16 protein-coding genes are annotated in these 15437 nt (G+C 66.7%); 5 read left to right on the top strand and 11 right to left on the bottom strand.

The genetic code is table 11. The annotated features are described in order from the left end of the window. Window positions 1-14: 14 nt before the first annotated feature. The 11 genes from flgL to flgB all read right to left on the bottom strand — a co-directional run bounded on the left by flgL (window position 15) and on the right by flgB (window position 10420). A complete protein-coding gene (gene flgL, locus ACN4F8_RS15740) occupies window positions 15-1217 on the bottom strand; it encodes a flagellar hook-associated protein FlgL (RefSeq protein ID WP_419474418.1) in 1203 nt (400 codons plus the stop codon). A 19-nt stretch (window positions 1218-1236) separates the two neighbouring features. After that, on the bottom strand, window positions 1237-3129 hold the full coding sequence (gene flgK / locus ACN4F8_RS15735) for a flagellar hook-associated protein FlgK (RefSeq protein WP_419474417.1): 1893 nt from the start codon (window positions 3127-3129) through the stop codon (window positions 1237-1239). A 12-nt stretch (window positions 3130-3141) separates the two neighbouring features. After that, complete coding sequence (flgJ, locus tag ACN4F8_RS15730) at window positions 3142-3996, bottom strand: flagellar assembly peptidoglycan hydrolase FlgJ (RefSeq protein ID WP_419474416.1); 855 nt, start codon at window positions 3994-3996, stop codon at window positions 3142-3144. A gap of 10 nt (window positions 3997-4006) precedes the next feature. Further along, window positions 4007-5164, bottom strand: a complete 1158-nt coding sequence (locus ACN4F8_RS15725) for a flagellar basal body P-ring protein FlgI (RefSeq protein ID WP_419474415.1) — start codon at window positions 5162-5164, stop codon at window positions 4007-4009. Window positions 5165-5176: 12 nt separating this feature from the next. Then, complete coding sequence (locus ACN4F8_RS15720; protein ID WP_419474414.1) at window positions 5177-5857, bottom strand: flagellar basal body L-ring protein FlgH; 681 nt, start codon at window positions 5855-5857, stop codon at window positions 5177-5179. Between the two features lie 124 nt (window positions 5858-5981). Beyond that, window positions 5982-6764, bottom strand: a complete 783-nt coding sequence (gene flgG, locus ACN4F8_RS15715) for a flagellar basal-body rod protein FlgG (protein WP_419474413.1) — start codon at window positions 6762-6764, stop codon at window positions 5982-5984. Window positions 6765-6788: 24 nt separating this feature from the next. Next, a complete protein-coding gene (gene flgF, locus ACN4F8_RS15710; protein ID WP_419474412.1) occupies window positions 6789-7526 on the bottom strand; it encodes a flagellar basal-body rod protein FlgF in 738 nt (245 codons plus the stop codon). Window positions 7527-7558: 32 nt separating this feature from the next. Beyond that, window positions 7559-8773, bottom strand: coding sequence for a flagellar hook protein FlgE (gene flgE / locus ACN4F8_RS15705; protein WP_419474411.1), 1215 nt, complete (start codon window positions 8771-8773; stop codon window positions 7559-7561). 30 nt (window positions 8774-8803) lie between these two features. Beyond that, the gene (locus ACN4F8_RS15700) at window positions 8804-9466 is read right to left on the bottom strand and encodes a flagellar hook assembly protein FlgD (protein WP_419474410.1); all 663 of its coding nucleotides are present in this window, start codon (window positions 9464-9466) and stop codon (window positions 8804-8806) included. Between the two features lie 14 nt (window positions 9467-9480). After that, on the bottom strand, window positions 9481-9885 hold the full coding sequence (gene flgC, locus ACN4F8_RS15695) for a flagellar basal body rod protein FlgC (protein ID WP_419474409.1): 405 nt from the start codon (window positions 9883-9885) through the stop codon (window positions 9481-9483). A 133-nt stretch (window positions 9886-10018) separates the two neighbouring features. Next, window positions 10019-10420, bottom strand: coding sequence for a flagellar basal body rod protein FlgB (gene flgB / locus ACN4F8_RS15690; RefSeq protein WP_419474408.1), 402 nt, complete (start codon window positions 10418-10420; stop codon window positions 10019-10021). A 176-nt stretch (window positions 10421-10596) separates the two neighbouring features. Between flgB and flgA the strand changes: the two genes are divergently transcribed. The 5 genes from flgA (at window position 10597) to ACN4F8_RS15665 (ending at window position 15287) form a co-directional block, all read left to right on the top strand. Continuing rightward, window positions 10597-11331 carry a flagellar basal body P-ring formation chaperone FlgA gene (gene flgA / locus ACN4F8_RS15685; RefSeq protein ID WP_419474407.1) on the top strand — a complete coding sequence of 245 codons (735 nt, stop codon included), beginning with the start codon at window positions 10597-10599 and terminating at the stop codon, window positions 11329-11331. A gap of 115 nt (window positions 11332-11446) precedes the next feature. After that, the gene (gene flgM, locus ACN4F8_RS15680) at window positions 11447-11770 is read left to right on the top strand and encodes a flagellar biosynthesis anti-sigma factor FlgM (protein WP_419474406.1); all 324 of its coding nucleotides are present in this window, start codon (window positions 11447-11449) and stop codon (window positions 11768-11770) included. A 26-nt stretch (window positions 11771-11796) separates the two neighbouring features. Then, window positions 11797-12162, top strand: a complete 366-nt coding sequence (locus ACN4F8_RS15675; protein ID WP_419474405.1) for a hypothetical protein — start codon at window positions 11797-11799, stop codon at window positions 12160-12162. Window positions 12163-12364: 202 nt separating this feature from the next. Further along, window positions 12365-14599 (top strand): TonB-dependent receptor, encoded by a 2235-nt coding sequence (locus ACN4F8_RS15670; protein ID WP_419474404.1) that lies wholly within the window; start codon window positions 12365-12367, stop codon window positions 14597-14599. A 7-nt stretch (window positions 14600-14606) separates the two neighbouring features. Next, window positions 14607-15287, top strand: a complete 681-nt coding sequence (locus ACN4F8_RS15665; protein WP_419474403.1) for a Fe2+-dependent dioxygenase — start codon at window positions 14607-14609, stop codon at window positions 15285-15287. Window positions 15288-15437 lie beyond the last annotated feature (150 nt).

The following is a 15437-nucleotide window of genomic DNA, read 5'->3' as shown; positions in this document are numbered from 1 at the left end:
GAAGACAGCGCCAATCAGATCACCTGGAACAGCGAGAGGCGCTGCACCTGCGCGTACGACTTGAGCGCCGCCTCCAGCCCGAGTTGCTGGGTCTGGAAGTCGGAGATGCCCTGCACCAGGTCCAGGTCTTCCAGACGGGATTTTTCGGCCTTGAGGTCAACGCCACGGTCTTCCAGCAGGGTGTCGAGCGAGTCGCCACGGTTGAGCCATTCACCGGCGCGCCCGCGTGCGAGCAGCACACGGTCGTGGCCGGCGTCGAGTTCGGTCATGGTGCGTTCGAGGGCCTGCGACCGAACGGCAACGCTGGGGTCGCGCAGCGCGTTCACCGCGTCCTGCACCACACTGAAGATGTCGGTTTTTCCTGCGGGTGCGACGGTGATCAGGTCACCGTCGGCGGGCTGGCCGTTCAACTGCAGCGACTGCCCGTCGAACTCGATCGTCATGCCGGAGGCATAGGGCACGCCGGTGTGCCCGGCCAAAGGCAGGCTGGTGACGGGGTCGGACACGGTGTATTGCAGAGTGCCGGCCACAGTAGCAAAAGTGATGTTGTAGCTGGCACCGGTGAGCGCGGCCGGGTTGGTGACCTCGCCCACGCTGGTGCTCACGCTGCCGGTGTTGGCGCCGCCCAGGTTTATCGCGAAGCTGCCGTTGCCCTGCGGCACACGCATCCAGATGGCGTTGCCATCGAGGGCCTGGGGCAGCGAGGTGTTGCCGGCTGCGGCCTGGCCGCGCTGGCCACTGAACTGAACGCTGTTGCCGCCGGGGCTGTACAGGTCCACAAACGGGGTGGCCGCGCCGCCCAGGCCGCCGAAGAGCGTGCGCCCGGAGTTGTCCTTGAGGTTGGCCACGCCGATCATTTGCTCGCGCAGGCCTTCAAGCTGGCGCGCGATGTCTTCGCGCTCGCTGGGCCCGAAGGTGGCGTTGCCGGCGCTCACCAGCAGGTCGCGCACCTTCTGGATGAGCTCGCCCGATTCGGCCAGGCCGCTCTCGGCCTGTTGCAGGCTGCTGCGCGCGGTCTCCAGCGAGCGCAGGTCGGCCTGCGTGCGCGAGAGGCGGTTTTGTGCGGTTTCGGCCAGCGTGGCCGCCACCGGGTCGTCGCTGGGTTTTTGCACCCGCTTGCCGGTGGCGATCTTTTCTTGTTGCGACGCCAGCTCGGCCTGGCGCCGGGCGAGCAGGCTCACGGTGTTGTCGTAGCTGTTGGCGGTGGAGACTCGCATGGTGTGTTCCTCTGGGGACCTATCGACCCACGGTCTGCAGCAGGCTGTCGAAGGTGCTCTGCGCCACCTGCAGGAACTTGGCCGAGGCCTGGTAGGCCTGCTGGTACTGCAACAGGCGCGCGGCTTCTTCGTCCAGGTTCACACCCGAGACGTTGGTGCGCGCGGTCTCGGCCGTGGTGGCGATCTGCGCTGAAAACTCGGTGGCAAACTGCGCGCCCTGCACGCGGGTGCCCACGTCGGAGAACAGGCTCACATACCCGTCGGCCAGGGCCACGCCTTCAAAGGTGGGGCGGTCGCGCAGGGCCAGCACGGCGCTGGCATTGCCGGCGTTCTGCGCGGTGGAGCCCGGGGGCGCCGCGCCGATGGCAAACGTGTCCCCGGCGCTCGGGCTGCCGCGCAAGGTGAGGCTCCAGCCGTTGATGACGATGGGCTGACCGGGCGCGAAGTTGTAGGTGGCGGGTGGGTTCACGCCATCGTCGGCCACATAGGTGCCGTCGGCCTGGAAGGTCAGGGTCACCGGGTCGGTGAGGTTGGCCGAGCCGGACACGGCGTACAGGCTCTCCACGCTCAGGCCGCCCGCGTTGTTCACGGCGGGCGTCACCATCACCGGGCTGGCGGCGGCCAGGCGGTCGGGCGAGCCGATGGCCACCTGCAGGTTGCGCGCGGCGGCCTCGAAGGGGCGCACCAGAATGCGGTCGCCCGCAGCGGCGGTGCCGGCGTCGATGTTGAAGGTGAGGCCGTCCTTGTCGAAGGCGGTGGGTGGCATGGCAAACGAGGTGCTGTCGCCGTCCGACAGGCGCACCACGCTCACGCTGCCCGCAGAGAAGCGCAGCTCGTAGTCCGACGCCATCAGCGCGGTCGGGTCGTTCACGCTGGCGCTCACGCTGGCGGTGCCGGTGTTGGCGGGATCGGCCATGCCCACGGCGGGCGCTGGTGGAATGAAGAAGTCCTGGCCCGGGTTGCCTTGCAGGTCGATGCCCAGCGCGTGCTGGTTGTTCACGGTGGTGGCCGAGGCCAGCGCCATGCGACCCAGCAGGTTCTGCACCGCGGCCATGTCCTTGTTCAGAAAATTCATCAGGCCGGAGAGCTCGCCTCCACCCAGCGTGGCATCGGCCAGCGGGGTCGACACACCGCCCTGCACGAACGACAGCGCGATGCGCGAGTTGTCGGTGGTGTCGCGCGTCACGGCCAGCTGGCTGGCGCGCTGGCCCAGCAGCAGCGGCTGGCTGCCCGCCACGAAGACGCTCACCGAGCCGTCCTTGTCGAAGATGGTGCTGGTCTGGATGTGTTTGTTGAGCTCGCCCAGCAACTGGTCGCGCTGGTCGAACAGGTCGTTGGGCGTGTGGGTGCCACCGGCGGACTCCACGATGCGCTGGTTCACCTTGGCCAGGTCCTGCGCCAGGCCGTTGATCACATTCACCGAGCCTTCCACCTGCTGCTGCGTGCTGCGCGCGAGCGCATCGAGCTGGCCGGCGGTGTTGCGCAGGCGGCTGGCGAATTCTTCGCCCTTGGCGATCACCACCACGCGGGCGGTGAGGTTGTTGGGCGAGGAGGCCACGTCGGCCCAGGCGTTGAGGGTGTCGTTGAGCGCCGAGCCCAGGCCGCCCGCACCGAGCGGGAATGCGCTCTCCAGTGCCTGCAGGCGCGAGTAGCGCACCGCGTCGGCAGCGGCCACTGCGCCAGTGAGCTGCGCTTCGCGCGTGAGGTAGGCGCTGTGCGAGCGCTCCACCGTGGCCATGTCCACGCCCTTGCCGATGTAGCCGTTGCCGAACGCCTGCGCACCAGCGGTGGTGAGCTGCACGTTCTGGCGCGAGTAGCCCACCGTGTTGGCATTGGCGATGTTGTGGCCAATGACCTGCAGGGCCGCGAGGTTGGTGGTGAGGGCGCGGGCGCCGATGTTCAGAGCAGACATGGAAGGTGGTCCTCAGCCCTGAGCTCGCTGGAGGCTCAGCGTGGTGTTGATGGCGCGGCTGAGCTTGGCGGCGTACTGCGGGTCGGTGGCGTAGCCGGCTTTCTGCAGGCCGGCGGCGAAGCCTTGCACCGAGCCGATCTGGTCCATCACCTGGTCGTAACGCGGGCTGTTGCCGATGAGCCTGGCGTAGTCGCGGAACGAGTCGGCGTACGAGTCGTAAGCGCGGAACTTCGCCGTCACCTTGCGCGGCTCGCCGTTGATGTATTCGGTGGTGGTGATCTCGGCGACCTTGCCCTTCCAGCCGCCGGTGGCCTTGATGCCGAACAGGTTGTGCGAGGGCGTGCCGTCGGCGTGGCGGATCTCGCTCTTGCCCCAGCCGGTCTCGTGGCCGGCCTGGCCGATCATGTAGCTGGCCGGAATGCCCGACTCGCGCGCCACGACCGCGGCGGCCTGGCTGTGCTGGTCCACAAAACCGGCCTGGCGCGGGCCCGCGCTGGCGCGGCCCACGGTGCTGGCGTCGCCGGTGGCGGGCAGGGCAGTCGCGCCGGCGGCGGCGTTGTTCTGCATCTGTTTGCCCAGCTGGCGCTCGATGGCTTCGGACAAACCACCGGGCAGGCCCGAGAGCTGCACGGCAAATTGCTGGTCGAGCAGATCGGTGCCGAGGTCGGCGCCCTCGCCTTCCATCAGGCCCGACTTCTGCGTGGCCTCGCGCATGCTCTTGATGAGCTCGCGCATGAAGAGCGATTCGAACTGCTTGGCCGCTTCTTTGAGCGCGGCCTTGTCGTTGCCATCTTTGCCCGCGCCGTACCGCAGCGCGTTGAGCGCTGTGGGGTCGGCCGCGAGGCCGCCATTGGACAGAGCGTTCATCGGGTTCACGTCAGATCACTTCCAGCTCGGCGTTCATGGCACCCGAGGCCTTGATGGCCTGCAGGATGGCCAGCAGGTCTTGCGGCGTGGCACCCAGCGAATTGAGCGCGCGCACCACGTCGGCGAGTTGCGGCGCGGTGTCGAGCTTGATGAGCGAGCCCTTGTCCTGGCTGATCTGGATGTTGGCCTGCTCGGTCACCACGGTCTGGCCGCCGGTGGACAAGGCGTTGGGCTGGCTGATCACCGGCGTGGAGCTGATGCTCACCGAGAGGTTGCCGTGCGAGACAGCGCAGGCGCCAAGCGAGACCGCCTGGTTCATCACGATGGAGCCGGTGCGCGAATTGATGATCACGCGGGCCATGGGAATGGCGGCGTCCAGGCGGATCTCTTCCACCCGGGCGAGGAAGCCCACGCGGGCGCTGGGGTCGGCCGGCGCGCGCAGGCGCACCACGCGACCGTCCACCGCGCTGGCCACGCCCGCGCCCATGCTGCGGTTGATGGCGTCGGTCACGCGCATGGCGGTCTGGAAGTCGCTTGAATTCAGGCCGAGGTCGATGGTCTCGCCCAGGGCAAACGGGGTGGCCACGGCGCGCTCCACCTGCGCGCCACCGGGCACACGCCCCGCGCTCAGGTGGTTGATCTGCACCTTGCTGCCACCGGCCGACGCACCCGCGCCACCCACCAGCAGGTTGCCTTGGGCCAGGGCGTAGATTTCACCGTCGGCGCCCTTGAGCGGCGTGGTGATCAGCGTGCCGCCGCGCAGCGACTTGGCGTTGCCGACAGAGGACACGGTCACGTCGATCGTCTGGCCGGGCTGGGCAAAAGCGGGCAACTGCGCGGTGACCAGCACGGCCGCCACGTTTTTCAACTGCATGTTGGCACCCGGCGGCATCGAGAGGCCGAGCTGCTGCAGGTAGTTGTTGAGGCTCTGCGCGGTGTAGGGCATCTGCGTGGTCTGGTCGCCCGTGCCGTCCAGGCCCACCACCAGGCCGTAGCCGGTGAGCTGGTTGCTGCGCACGCCCTGCACCGCGGCGATCTCCTTGATGCGGATCGACTGGGCGGCGGCGGGCCAGGCCAGGGTGAGTGAGACCAGGACCAAGGCCAGCAAACGCAGGGGGGGGAGAGATGACTTCACCGCAAATTCCTCAGTGGGCAGAACGAGACCCATTGTGGGCAGGGATCAGAACGGGATAACGCTCAAAAAGAACCGTGCCAACCAGCCAATTGCCATCGCTTCACCCTGCGCACCGCGTCCGCGCGACTCCACGCGCACGTTGGCCATCTGGGTCGAGGCCACGGTGTTGCCGGGCTTGATCTGCCTGGGGTCCACGGTGCCGGAGAAGCGCAACACGTCCACGTTCTGGTTCACGCCGATCTGCTTCTCGCCCACCACGACCAGGTGGCCGTTGGGCAGCACTTCTTGCACGGTGGTGGTGATCGAGCCGGAGAAGGTGTTGTTGTTCTGGTTCCTGCCGTCGCCAGAGAAGCTGTTCTCCGACTGCGCTCCCAGGGTCAGCTTGTCCAGCAGCGGCGCTTTCAGGAAGGGAAAGCCCGAGACGCCGGCCGAGATGTCGGCGCTGCGGTCGATCGAGGCCGACGAGGTCTGGCTGGCGTTCAGGCGCTCGGTGATCTGCACCGTGAGCGTGTCGCCGGGCATGCGCGCGCGCGGGTCCTCAAACGCGGGCCGGTAGCTGGCGGTCTGGAACAGGCTGCCGCTGGGCACCGCGTTGCCGGGTGCGGCCTGCGCGTAGCGCACCGGCTGCACCGGCTGCAGATCGACCTTGGAGCTCATGGTTTCGCAACCGCTGGCGAGCACAGCCAGCAAAAGCCACACCGGAAGAAAAACAGAACGAGTGCACATGATGGACCTTGATGGATGAAACGGGGGAGTGAGGTGCCTTGTCCAGAAGTACCGCGGAACCGGCTTTGCCGGGCCGCAGGTGCTGCCCCCTTGAGGGGGAGACGCGAAGCGGCGCGGGGGTGCTTTACAACTGGCTCAGGCGCTGCAGCATCTGGTCGGACGTTTGAATGGCCTTGGAATTCATCTCGTAAGCACGCTGGGTCTGGATCATGGTCACCAGCTCCTGCACCACGTTGACGTTGGAGGTTTCCACCATGCCCTGCATCACCGTGCCCAGGCCGGTCGAGCCGGGTGCGCCGGTGATGGGGTTGCCCGAGGCCAGGCTCTCGGCAAACAGGTTCTGGCCCAGCGGCTCCAGGCCAGCGGCGTTGATGAAGTTGGCCAGTTCGATGTTGCCCACCTGCTGGGGCACCGGGTTGCCCGGCAGCTTGGCGGTGACCACACCGTCGCTGGAGACCGTGATGCTCTGCGACTCGGCCGGCAGCGTGATGCCGGCGGTGAGCGGGTAGCCGCTGGAGGTGACCATGCGGCCCTGCGCGTCGAGCTGGAAGCTGCCGTCGCGGGTGTAGCCGGTGGTGCCGTCGGGCATCTGCACCTGAAAGAAACCACCGCCGTTCACGGCCAGGTCGAGCGCGTTGCCCGACTGCTGCAGGCTGCCCTGCGTGAAGTTGCGCGAGGTGGCCACGGTGCGCACACCCAGGCCCACCTGCAGGCCGGTGGGCAGCTCGGCCTGCTCGGCGGTGTTGGCGCCCACCTGGCGCAGGTTCTGGTACATCAGGTCTTCAAACACGGCGGTTGCGCGCTTGAAGCCGTTGGTGGACACGTTGGCCAGGTTGTTTGAAATCACGTCCAGCTGCGTCTGCTGCGCCTGCATGCCGGTCTTGGAAATCATCAGCGAATTGATCATGGTGTGCTCCGCGAGGAAAAAGGGTTATCCGTTCATGCTCAGCAGCTGGCTGGCGGTCTTGTCGTTGGTTTCGCCGTTCTGCAGCATGCGCATCTGCACCTCGAACTGGCGGGCCACGGCGATCATCCCGACCATGGCCTCCATGGGGTTCACGTTGGAGCCTTCGAGCGAGCCGTCCTGCAGGCGGGCCACGTCGCTGGCGGGCAGCGGGTCGCCTTGCGGGCCGCGAAACAAACCGTCTTCGCCGCGCTTCAGACGGTTGTCTTCGTCGGGCTGCACCATCTTGAGCTTGCCCACCTGCTGCGAGGGTTCGTTGCCCACGCGCGTGCTGACCGTGCCGTCGGCGGCAATGTCCACCCGCGCGTTGGCCGGCACCACGATCGGGCCGCCGTCGCCCAGCATGGGCAGGCCCTGGCTGTTGACCAGCGTGCCGTCCTGGTTGACTTCAAGTGCGCCGGCGCGGGTGTAGGCCTCGGTGCCGTCCAGGCCCTGCACCGCAAAGTAGGCGTTGCCGCGCGCGGCCACATCGAGGTTGCGGCCGGTGGAGGTGATGGCACCCGGCATGTCGGAGTGCCCGGCGGTGGCTTCGAGTGCAAACACGCGGGTGCTGGCGCCGTCGCCGCGCACCGGCACAGCGCGGAAGGTGGAGAGCTCGGCGCGAAAGCCCGGCGTGGACACGTTGGCCAGGTTGTTGGCCAGCACCGTCTGGCGGTGCTGCGCGGCGCTGGCGCCGGTCATCGCGGTGTAGATCAAGCGGTCCATGCGGGGCTCCTTGGTTCAGTTCAGGCGCTTGATCAGCGCATGTTCAGAAGCGTGCTCAAGACCTGGTCTTGCGTCTTGATGGTCTGGGCGTTGGCCTGGTAGGCGCGCTGCGCGGTCATCATGTTCACCAGTTCGGCGGTGAGGTCGACGTTGGAGTCTTCCAGCGCGCCGGAGCGCAGGGCACCGAAGTTGCCCGCACCAGGTTCGCCGCGCAGCGGATCGCCCGATGCAAACGTGGCCTGCCAGATGCCGTTGCTGCCCGGGGCCAGGCCCTGCGAGTTGCGGAAGTTCACCAGCGCGATCTGGCCAGCGGCACGCGACTGGCCGTTGGAGTAGCGGCCAGTCACCACCCCGTTTTCGTCGATCTTCAGGCTGGTGAGTTCGCCGGGGCGGTAGCCGTCCTGGGTCAGGTTGGTCACCGCGAACGAGGTGCCGAACTGCGTGACTTCGGAGAGGTCCAGCGTGGCGCTGAACGGGCCGTTGGCCGAGGTCAGTGCCACGGTGGGTGCGGGCGTGATGGAGGCGGGGTCGAGCGTGCCGTCGGCGTTGAAGCTGAGGGAGAACGAGGGGCTGGCGGTGGTGGGTGCCGTGCCGTCGCCGCTGGTGTACACGGTCCAGGTGTTGGACGCGGTCTTGCGGAAGGCCATGGCCACCGGCACCTCGACGCCCTGGGCGTCGTAGGCCACCAGCGATGTGCCGTAGGTGGCCAGCGGCGTGGGCGGCGTCACAGCGTTCCACACGTCGGCGCGCGTGTCGAGGTTGAACTCGGCGGTGATGGCGCTGGTCTGCTGCGCGGGGATGGGGCCGCCGGTGGGCAGGTTCAGCGGTTGCGTGTCGAAGCTCAGGCGGTTGCCCTGAGCGTCGGTGGGATAACCCATGAGGTTGCTGCCGTCGTTGGTGACCACATTGCCTTCGCGGTCGAGCTTGAACATGCCGGCGCGCGAGTAGGCGGTGGAGCCGTTGGGCTGGGTGAGTTCAAAAAAACCGTTGCCGTTGATGGCCACGTCGAGTTCGTTGCCGGTGACGCTGATGTTGCCCTGCGTGAAGCTCTGCGCCACGGCTGCCACGGCCACGCCGATGCCGGTGGCCATGCCACCGGAGGCGTTGACCGAGCTGGCATAGATCTCGGCGAACTCGGCGCGCGAGCTCTTCATGCCCACGGTGTTGGAGTTGGCGATGTTGTGGCCGATCACGTCGAGGTTGCGGCTGGCGGCGTTGAGGCCGGAGAGTCCTTGCTGGAATGCCATGGTGGTGTCCTTGAAAGTGATTGGTGCGGGTTACAGGAAGGTGGAGACCTGGTCGTAGCCCAGGGTGCTGCCGTCCTGCAGTTGCAGGTTCATGGTCCCGTTGGCAAAGCCCACGGAAGTCACGGTCTGGCGGGTGTAGGAGGTGGACTTGACGGGTTGGCCGCCGTCGGACGCTTTCACGCGGAAGCCGGCCACCTGGTTCGGATCGATCCCGGTGCCGTCCCAGTTGAACGAGTGCTGGCCGGCGGTGAGTGCGCCGAAGTCGAGCGTGTCGATCACCTGGCCGTTTTTGCCCAGCACCTCCACCGCGACCTGGCTGGCACTGGCCTCCAGGCGCATCGCGCCTTTGCCGACCGTGCCGTCAAAGCCGAACTTGTTGCCCTCGACCAGCGCTTCGCGCCCGATCAGCGAGGTGCCTTGCAGCGTCTGCATGGAGCCGAACTGCGCCGCCATGCCCTTGAGCGTGGCGTTGAGTTCCTGGATGCCGCTGACCGTGTTGATCTGCGCCATCTGGGTCGTCATCTGCGCGTTGTCCATCGGGTTCATCGGGTCCTGGTTGTTGAGTTGCGCGACCAGGAGTTTGAGGAAGCGGTCTTGCGACGCTTCGGGGTCCATGTTGTTCTTGGCGGAGGTGCCCGTGGTGCTGCCCACGGTGGTGCCGAGGCTGGAGGTGTCGATGGGGGTGGAAAACATGGTGCGTGATCTCGTTATTGACCCATCTGCAGCGTCTTGAGCAGCAGCGACTTCGCCGTGTTCATGACCTCGACGTTGTTCTGGTAGGAGCGCGAGGCCGAGATCATGTTGACCATCTCTTCCACCGGGTTCACGTTGGAATGGTTCACATAACCCTCGGCGTCGGCGCTGGGGTGGGTGGGGTTGAGCTCACGGCGACCGGGTGCCTGGCTTTCGGTGATGTTCTGCACCTTCACCCCGGCATTGCCCTGGCCACCCATGGGCACGGTCTGGAACTGGATGTGGCGCGCCTTGTAGGTCTGCCCGTCGGGCCCGGCCACGGCGTCGGCGTTGGCCAGGTTGCTGGCCACCACGTTGAGGCGCTGGGACTGCGCGCTGACCGCGCTGCCCGACACGTTGAAGATGGAGAACATCGACATCAAAATTCCTTTCAACCACGCATCGCGTGAAAAGGTGCAAACCAAGAACACCGCGGAACTGGCTTTGCCAGGCCGCAGGTGTTGCCCCCCTGGAGGGGGGTGGCGCTGAAAGCGACGCGGGGGGTGTTCATATCTATTGGCCCTGGATGGCGCTGAGCATGGTTTTGACGTGTCCGTTGATGAACCGCAGCGTGGACTCGTAGCGCACGCTGTTGTCCACGAAGCTGGCGCGCTCGCGGTCGAGGTCGACCGAGTTGCCGTCCTGGCTGGCCTGGGTCTGCACGGTGTAGGCCATCTTGGGGTCTTGTGCGCTGCCGGTGCCCAGCGTCATGTGGCCGGCATTGGTGACGTTCACACCCGCACCGCCCTGCATGCCCGAGACGTTCTTGAGCGCAGCGGCAAAGTCGAAATCGCGCGAGACATAGCCTGGCGTGTCGGCATTGGCGATGTTGCTCGCGATCACCTGCTGGCGCTGGGAGCGCAGCAGCAGGGCGTTGGCATGGAAGTCCAGCCGGGCGGTCATCTGTTCGAGCATGTTCACCTCAAGGCAAGGGTTGCGGGGCGGGTGACTGGCCTTCCTCAGAGGGCGCAGACACCGGAGCGTTGAGCGAATTATGGAAATCTTGAGGGTCTTCAATGGCCGGAACAAAGACCCCTAAAGCGGCCTTTTCCCGGCTTTCCCGCCCGCCGCAGCGGCCTACAGTGCAGGCCATGCCCACGTTGACCTCCTCCTTCATTTCGCCGCTGGCGGGCCGCCTGATCGCCCTGTTGGCGTTGCTGCTGTGCGGCTGGAGCGCACACGCCGTCGAGCCCGCCGCGCTGGAGAAGATGGCGCACGACTTCCTCACGCCCGCCCTGGCCGCTGCCCTGCCCAAGGACGGCGCACCGCTGCGCGCCGAGGTGGTGATGGGTTCGCTGGACGCGCGCCTGAAGCTGGCGCCGTGCAAGCGGGTCGAGCCCCACCTGCCCACCGGCACGCGCCTGTGGGGCCGCAGCCGCATCGGCCTGCGCTGCGTGGATGGCCCCATCCGCTGGAACGTGTTTGTGCCGGTCACAGTGAAAGCCTGGGGACCGGCCTGGGTGCTCAAGCGCGCCGTGTCGGCGGGCGACACCCTCACTCAAGACGACGCTGAAATCGCCGAAATCGACTGGGCGGAGCATCGCTCGGGCGTGCTGGCCCTGCCCGAACGCTGGGTCGGCCAGCTCGCAGCATTCCCATTGACCGCCGGCCTGGCGCTGCGCGAGAACATGGTGCGCGTGCCGCAGGCCTTTGCGGCGGGTGCGCAGGTGCGGGTGAGCGGCGAAGGCAGCGGTTTCAGCATTTCAGCCACCGGCCAGGCGCTGAATGCCGGCATGGTGGGGGAGAACGCCCGCGTCAAGCTGCCGGGCGGACGGGTGGTCACCGGGGTGGTGCGCGACGCCCAGACGGTCGAACTGGCACTGTGAGCCCTGCCGGCACCGCTGGAGCCGGCAAAAAAATTTGCAGTGGGCGCCTAAAGTTCTCAAAACCCGAACCGATACAGTCAGGACAAGGCCCTGACTTCGGGGTTTGGAGCGTGACATGAAAGTCGATTCATCACCCGATTCGTACATTGGTTCTGTGGCTGGCGGCCCGCAGAAGGCCACGGCGCCTGCGGCGGCCGAAGCCGGCGCTGCGGCATCGGCGGCCAGCGCGGCCAAGCCCCAGGCCGGCGTGACCGTGACCCTCTCGTCCTCCACCACCGAAGCCCGCGCGGTCTCCGGCGGCGGTGACGTGTTCAACGCCGACAAGGTGGCGGCCATGAAGGACGCCATTGCCAACGGCAGCTTCAAGGTCAACGCCGAAGCCATCGCCGACAAGATGCTGGCCAACGCAGCCGAGATGCTCGGCGGCCCGCGCGGCTGATCCACCCCATCCCACCGGGCAACTCCATGTCATTCGCAACGACCTCCCACCCCTGGATCGATTCGCTGCAGGTGGAGCTGGACGCTCTGGAAGCCGCCCTGCTGCGCGGTGACGCCCCTGCCGTGGAACTGGCGAGTGCGGCCATGCACAAGGTCCTGCAACAAGCCCCCAAATCCATCGTCATGGCAGCGCCCGGCAGCGACCAGCAGCACGCCCTGCTGACCGCCGCCGAACGGTTTGCCCGCCTGCGCCAGGCCGTTCTGCGCGCCAACGCCCAGAGCCAGCGCGCCGTGGCCAGCCTGCTGCCCCAGCACGCGCAGCAGCCCACCTATGGCCGCCAGGTCGGTGCTCCGTCTGCAAGCGGCGCTGGTCGCGCATTCCTCTCCGCCTGAAGCCGCCCCATCGGCTCGACCAGAACCGGCTTCGGCCGGTTTTTTCGTTTCTGGAGCACGCGGGTTCGACCGGCAATGTCAACCGCGGCGCAATAACCGCACGCAACCCACGGGGTTGCCCGAACACAGATTAACTCTTCCTTACAATGCGACTGCGAATAGTTCTTATTAGCGTAAACATTAACAACAGGAGATTTCACCGATGCATGCGAACGGCAGCGCCCGACCTTCCCTCACCGCCAGCCTGGTCCACGCGCCAGCCGCCACGCCTGAACGCTTCTCCGTTCATGCCATCGGCGTGGCTGTTTCACTGCTGGTCAGCGGTGCAGCCCTGGCGCAAAACGCGCCGACCCCGGCCGAATCGCTGGACGAGGTGCGGGTGATCGACTTCCGCGGTCAGCAAATGGACAGTCTCAAGTACTCGCGCGACCTCAAGGACACGCCGCGCATCATCAGCGTGCTGCCCAGCGATCTGCTGGAAGAGCAGAACGTCACCTCGATCAAGGATGCGCTGCGCAACATCCCCGGCATCAGCCTGCAGGCTGGCGAAGGCAACCCGCCCGGTGGCGACCAGCTCAAGATCCGCGGCTTCAATGCCCGCGACGACCTCAACGTCAACGGCACGCGCGACCTGGGCAACTACTTCCGCGATCCCTTCTACATCGACCAGCTCGAGGTGGTGAAGGGCCCCAACTCGGCCTTCTCCGGTCGCGGCTCGGCCGGCGGCACCGTCAACTTCGTGACCAAAAAGCCCAGCCTGGAAGCGCTCAACCGCGCCGAGGTGAGCGTGGGCACCGACAGCTACTTCCGCGCCACGGCCGACCTGAACCGCCCGATCGACGACAACAGCGCCGTGCGCATCAACCTGATGACGCACGACGCAGACAAACCTGGCCGTGACGTGGCCAACGAGAGCCGCTACGGCATCTATGCCGCCTACACCTGGGGCTTCAAGGAGAAAACCCAGATCACCGCCGATTTCCTGCACACCCGCCAGGACGACCTGCCCGACGCCGGCCTGCCGCTGGACCGCACCAACGTGCTGGGCAACGGCGGTGTGTTGCCCCCGGGCCTGAACTTCGACAACTTCTACGGCCACCTGGACGACTACAAGAAGGTCACGGTGAACCAGCTCGGTCTCACCGTGCAACACGCCTACGCATCGGGCCTGGTGCTGCGCAACCAGACGCGCCTGAGCCGGGTGGGCAACGACTCCATCACCTCGTCACCGCGCATCGTGAACGCGACCACGGCACGCGGCGACACCAAGCCGCGCGACCAGGACGACCAGGGCTTCAACAACCAAACCGACCTGCTGTTCAGCTTCAACACCGGCGGCGTGCGGCACGACATGGTGAGCGGCGTGGAGCTGGCGAAATACAGCTACGAGAACCGCCGCCGCCGCGACACCCAAGGCCCGAGCACCTCGCTGTACAACCCCGCGCAGCGGGTGCTGGGCGCGGCCACACCGGTCTACGACGGCTCGGTCTACCGCTTCGAGACGCAGGAAGTCGGCGTGTACCTGCTCGACACCATGGCGCTGAGCGACAAATGGGAACTGAGCCTGGGCGGTCGCTGGGACCGTGTGGACGCCAAGGCCACGCGCCGCGGCTTCACCGGCGTCAACGCCTCTGCCAACACCACCCACGAACGCGAGGACAGCGAATTCAGCTACAGCGCAGGCCTGGTCTACAAGCTGCGGCCCGACACCTCGCTCTATGCCTCGTACGGCAGCGCCTTCAACATCTCGGGCACCTTCGACCGCAACCAGGTGCAACTGGCCGGTGGCGGCGCGACGGAGGCCATCGTGGGCGCGGGCTTCAGCACGCCGCCCGAAAAAGTGCGCGCGATCGAGGTCGGTGCCAAATGGGACCTGGGCTCCAACCTCGACCTGAACGTGGCGCTGTTTCGCACCGAAACGTCTGAGGGCCGCTTTCCTGCCGCCGTGGCGGGTGACGTGACCATCCCCAACGTGGGATACCACATCAACGGATTCGAGGTGCTGGCGGCCGGCAACGTGAGCAAGCGCTGGAAGCTCTACAGCGGCTACACCTACCTGCAGTCCAAGGTCACCTCGTCGCCCACCAACGCCTACGCCGTGGGCCAGGAACTGGGCGGCACCCCCAAGCACTCGTTCAATGTATTCACCACCTACGACGTGAGCAGCCAGTGGACCCTGGGCGGTGGCCTGCAGTACGTGGCCGGACAAACCAGCGGCGTGCAGCCCGCCGCCACCGGCAACCTGAAGGTCAGCATCCCCAGCTACACCGTGGCCGACATCTACGTGACCTACAAGTTCTCACCCAAGACCCAGTTGCGCCTGAACCTGTACAACGCGTTCGACAAGCGCTACATCCAGCAACTGGCCGAGGGCGGTGGACAAGGCATCCCGGGCAACGGGCGCCAGCTGATCGCCACCGTGCGCCACGACTTCTGAGCCACGCATGCTGGTCACGTTCGACAACATCCTGACCACCGAAGAGCTGGCCGCCGTGCGCGGCCAGCTCGCGCAGGCGCCGTGGGCCAGCGGGCTGAGCGCGGGACCCCAGGCGCTGCAGGCCAAGAAAAACCTGCAACTGCCGGAAGACTTTGCAGGCCTGGCGGATCTGCGCCGAGTGGTGATACGCGCACTCAACCGCTCACCGCTGTTGCTCTCGGCCGCCTTGCCTTACAAGGTGGTGCCGCCCAACTTCAACCGCTACACCCCCGAGCACAGCCACTACGGCTGGCACACCGACAGCACGCTGCGCTATTTGCCCGACGGCAGTGCGCTGCGCACCGACATCTCGGCCACGCTGTTCCTGAGCAACCCCGACAGCTACGACGGCGGTGAACTGCACATCGAAGACACGCACGGCAGCCAGCGCATCAAGCTGGCCGCCGGCAGTCTGGTGATTTACCCGTCGGGCTCGATCCATGAGGTCACGCCGGTCACGCGCGGCGAGCGCCTGGCCTGCTACCTCTTCATGCAAAGCGTGATCAAGGACACCGAATGCCGGCGCCAGCTGCACGAGATGGATCAGGCCTTGATGGACCTGCGCCAGCGCTGCGGCGAGGCCGATCCGGCGCTGGTGCGCCTCACCGGGCTGTACAACAACCTGCTGCGGCGCTGGTCGGAGTGCTGAGCGCAGGCACGCTCTTCCGGTACCGCAGCACGCGGGCGACAATCAAGGGTCTCAAGCCCGACAACAACCCCATACAAGGAGCACTCCCATGAAAGGCGACCCCCAAGCCATCACGCATCTGCAAGCGCAGCTCAAGAACGAGCTCACCGC

This window comes from Hydrogenophaga sp., from assembly GCF_048549895.1.
Lineage (GTDB): Bacteria > Pseudomonadota > Gammaproteobacteria > Burkholderiales > Burkholderiaceae_C > Hydrogenophaga.
The sequence above is the reverse complement of the archived record's forward strand: the minus strand, read 5'-3'. Positions and strand labels throughout refer to the sequence as shown.

Coding starts and splice junctions, on each gene's coding strand:
- flgL (WP_419474418.1), bottom strand. CDS start 1,217: ATGCGAGTCTCCACCGCCAACAGCTACGACAACACCGTGAGCCTGCTC.
- flgK (WP_419474417.1), bottom strand. CDS start 3,129: ATGTCTGCTCTGAACATCGGCGCCCGCGCCCTCACCACCAACCTCGCG.
- flgJ (WP_419474416.1), bottom strand. CDS start 3,996: ATGAACGCTCTGTCCAATGGCGGCCTCGCGGCCGACCCCACAGCGCTC.
- ACN4F8_RS15725 (WP_419474415.1), bottom strand. CDS start 5,164: ATGGGTCTCGTTCTGCCCACTGAGGAATTTGCGGTGAAGTCATCTCTC.
- ACN4F8_RS15720 (WP_419474414.1), bottom strand. CDS start 5,857: ATGTGCACTCGTTCTGTTTTTCTTCCGGTGTGGCTTTTGCTGGCTGTG.
- flgG (WP_419474413.1), bottom strand. CDS start 6,764: ATGATCAATTCGCTGATGATTTCCAAGACCGGCATGCAGGCGCAGCAG.
- flgF (WP_419474412.1), bottom strand. CDS start 7,526: ATGGACCGCTTGATCTACACCGCGATGACCGGCGCCAGCGCCGCGCAG.
- flgE (WP_419474411.1), bottom strand. CDS start 8,773: ATGGCATTCCAGCAAGGACTCTCCGGCCTCAACGCCGCCAGCCGCAAC.
- ACN4F8_RS15700 (WP_419474410.1), bottom strand. CDS start 9,466: ATGTTTTCCACCCCCATCGACACCTCCAGCCTCGGCACCACCGTGGGC.
- flgC (WP_419474409.1), bottom strand. CDS start 9,885: ATGTCGATGTTCTCCATCTTCAACGTGTCGGGCAGCGCGGTCAGCGCG.
- flgB (WP_419474408.1), bottom strand. CDS start 10,420: ATGCTCGAACAGATGACCGCCCGGCTGGACTTCCATGCCAACGCCCTG.
- flgA (WP_419474407.1), top strand. CDS start 10,597: ATGCCCACGTTGACCTCCTCCTTCATTTCGCCGCTGGCGGGCCGCCTG.
- flgM (WP_419474406.1), top strand. CDS start 11,447: ATGAAAGTCGATTCATCACCCGATTCGTACATTGGTTCTGTGGCTGGC.
- ACN4F8_RS15675 (WP_419474405.1), top strand. CDS start 11,797: ATGTCATTCGCAACGACCTCCCACCCCTGGATCGATTCGCTGCAGGTG.
- ACN4F8_RS15670 (WP_419474404.1), top strand. CDS start 12,365: ATGCATGCGAACGGCAGCGCCCGACCTTCCCTCACCGCCAGCCTGGTC.
- ACN4F8_RS15665 (WP_419474403.1), top strand. CDS start 14,607: ATGCTGGTCACGTTCGACAACATCCTGACCACCGAAGAGCTGGCCGCC.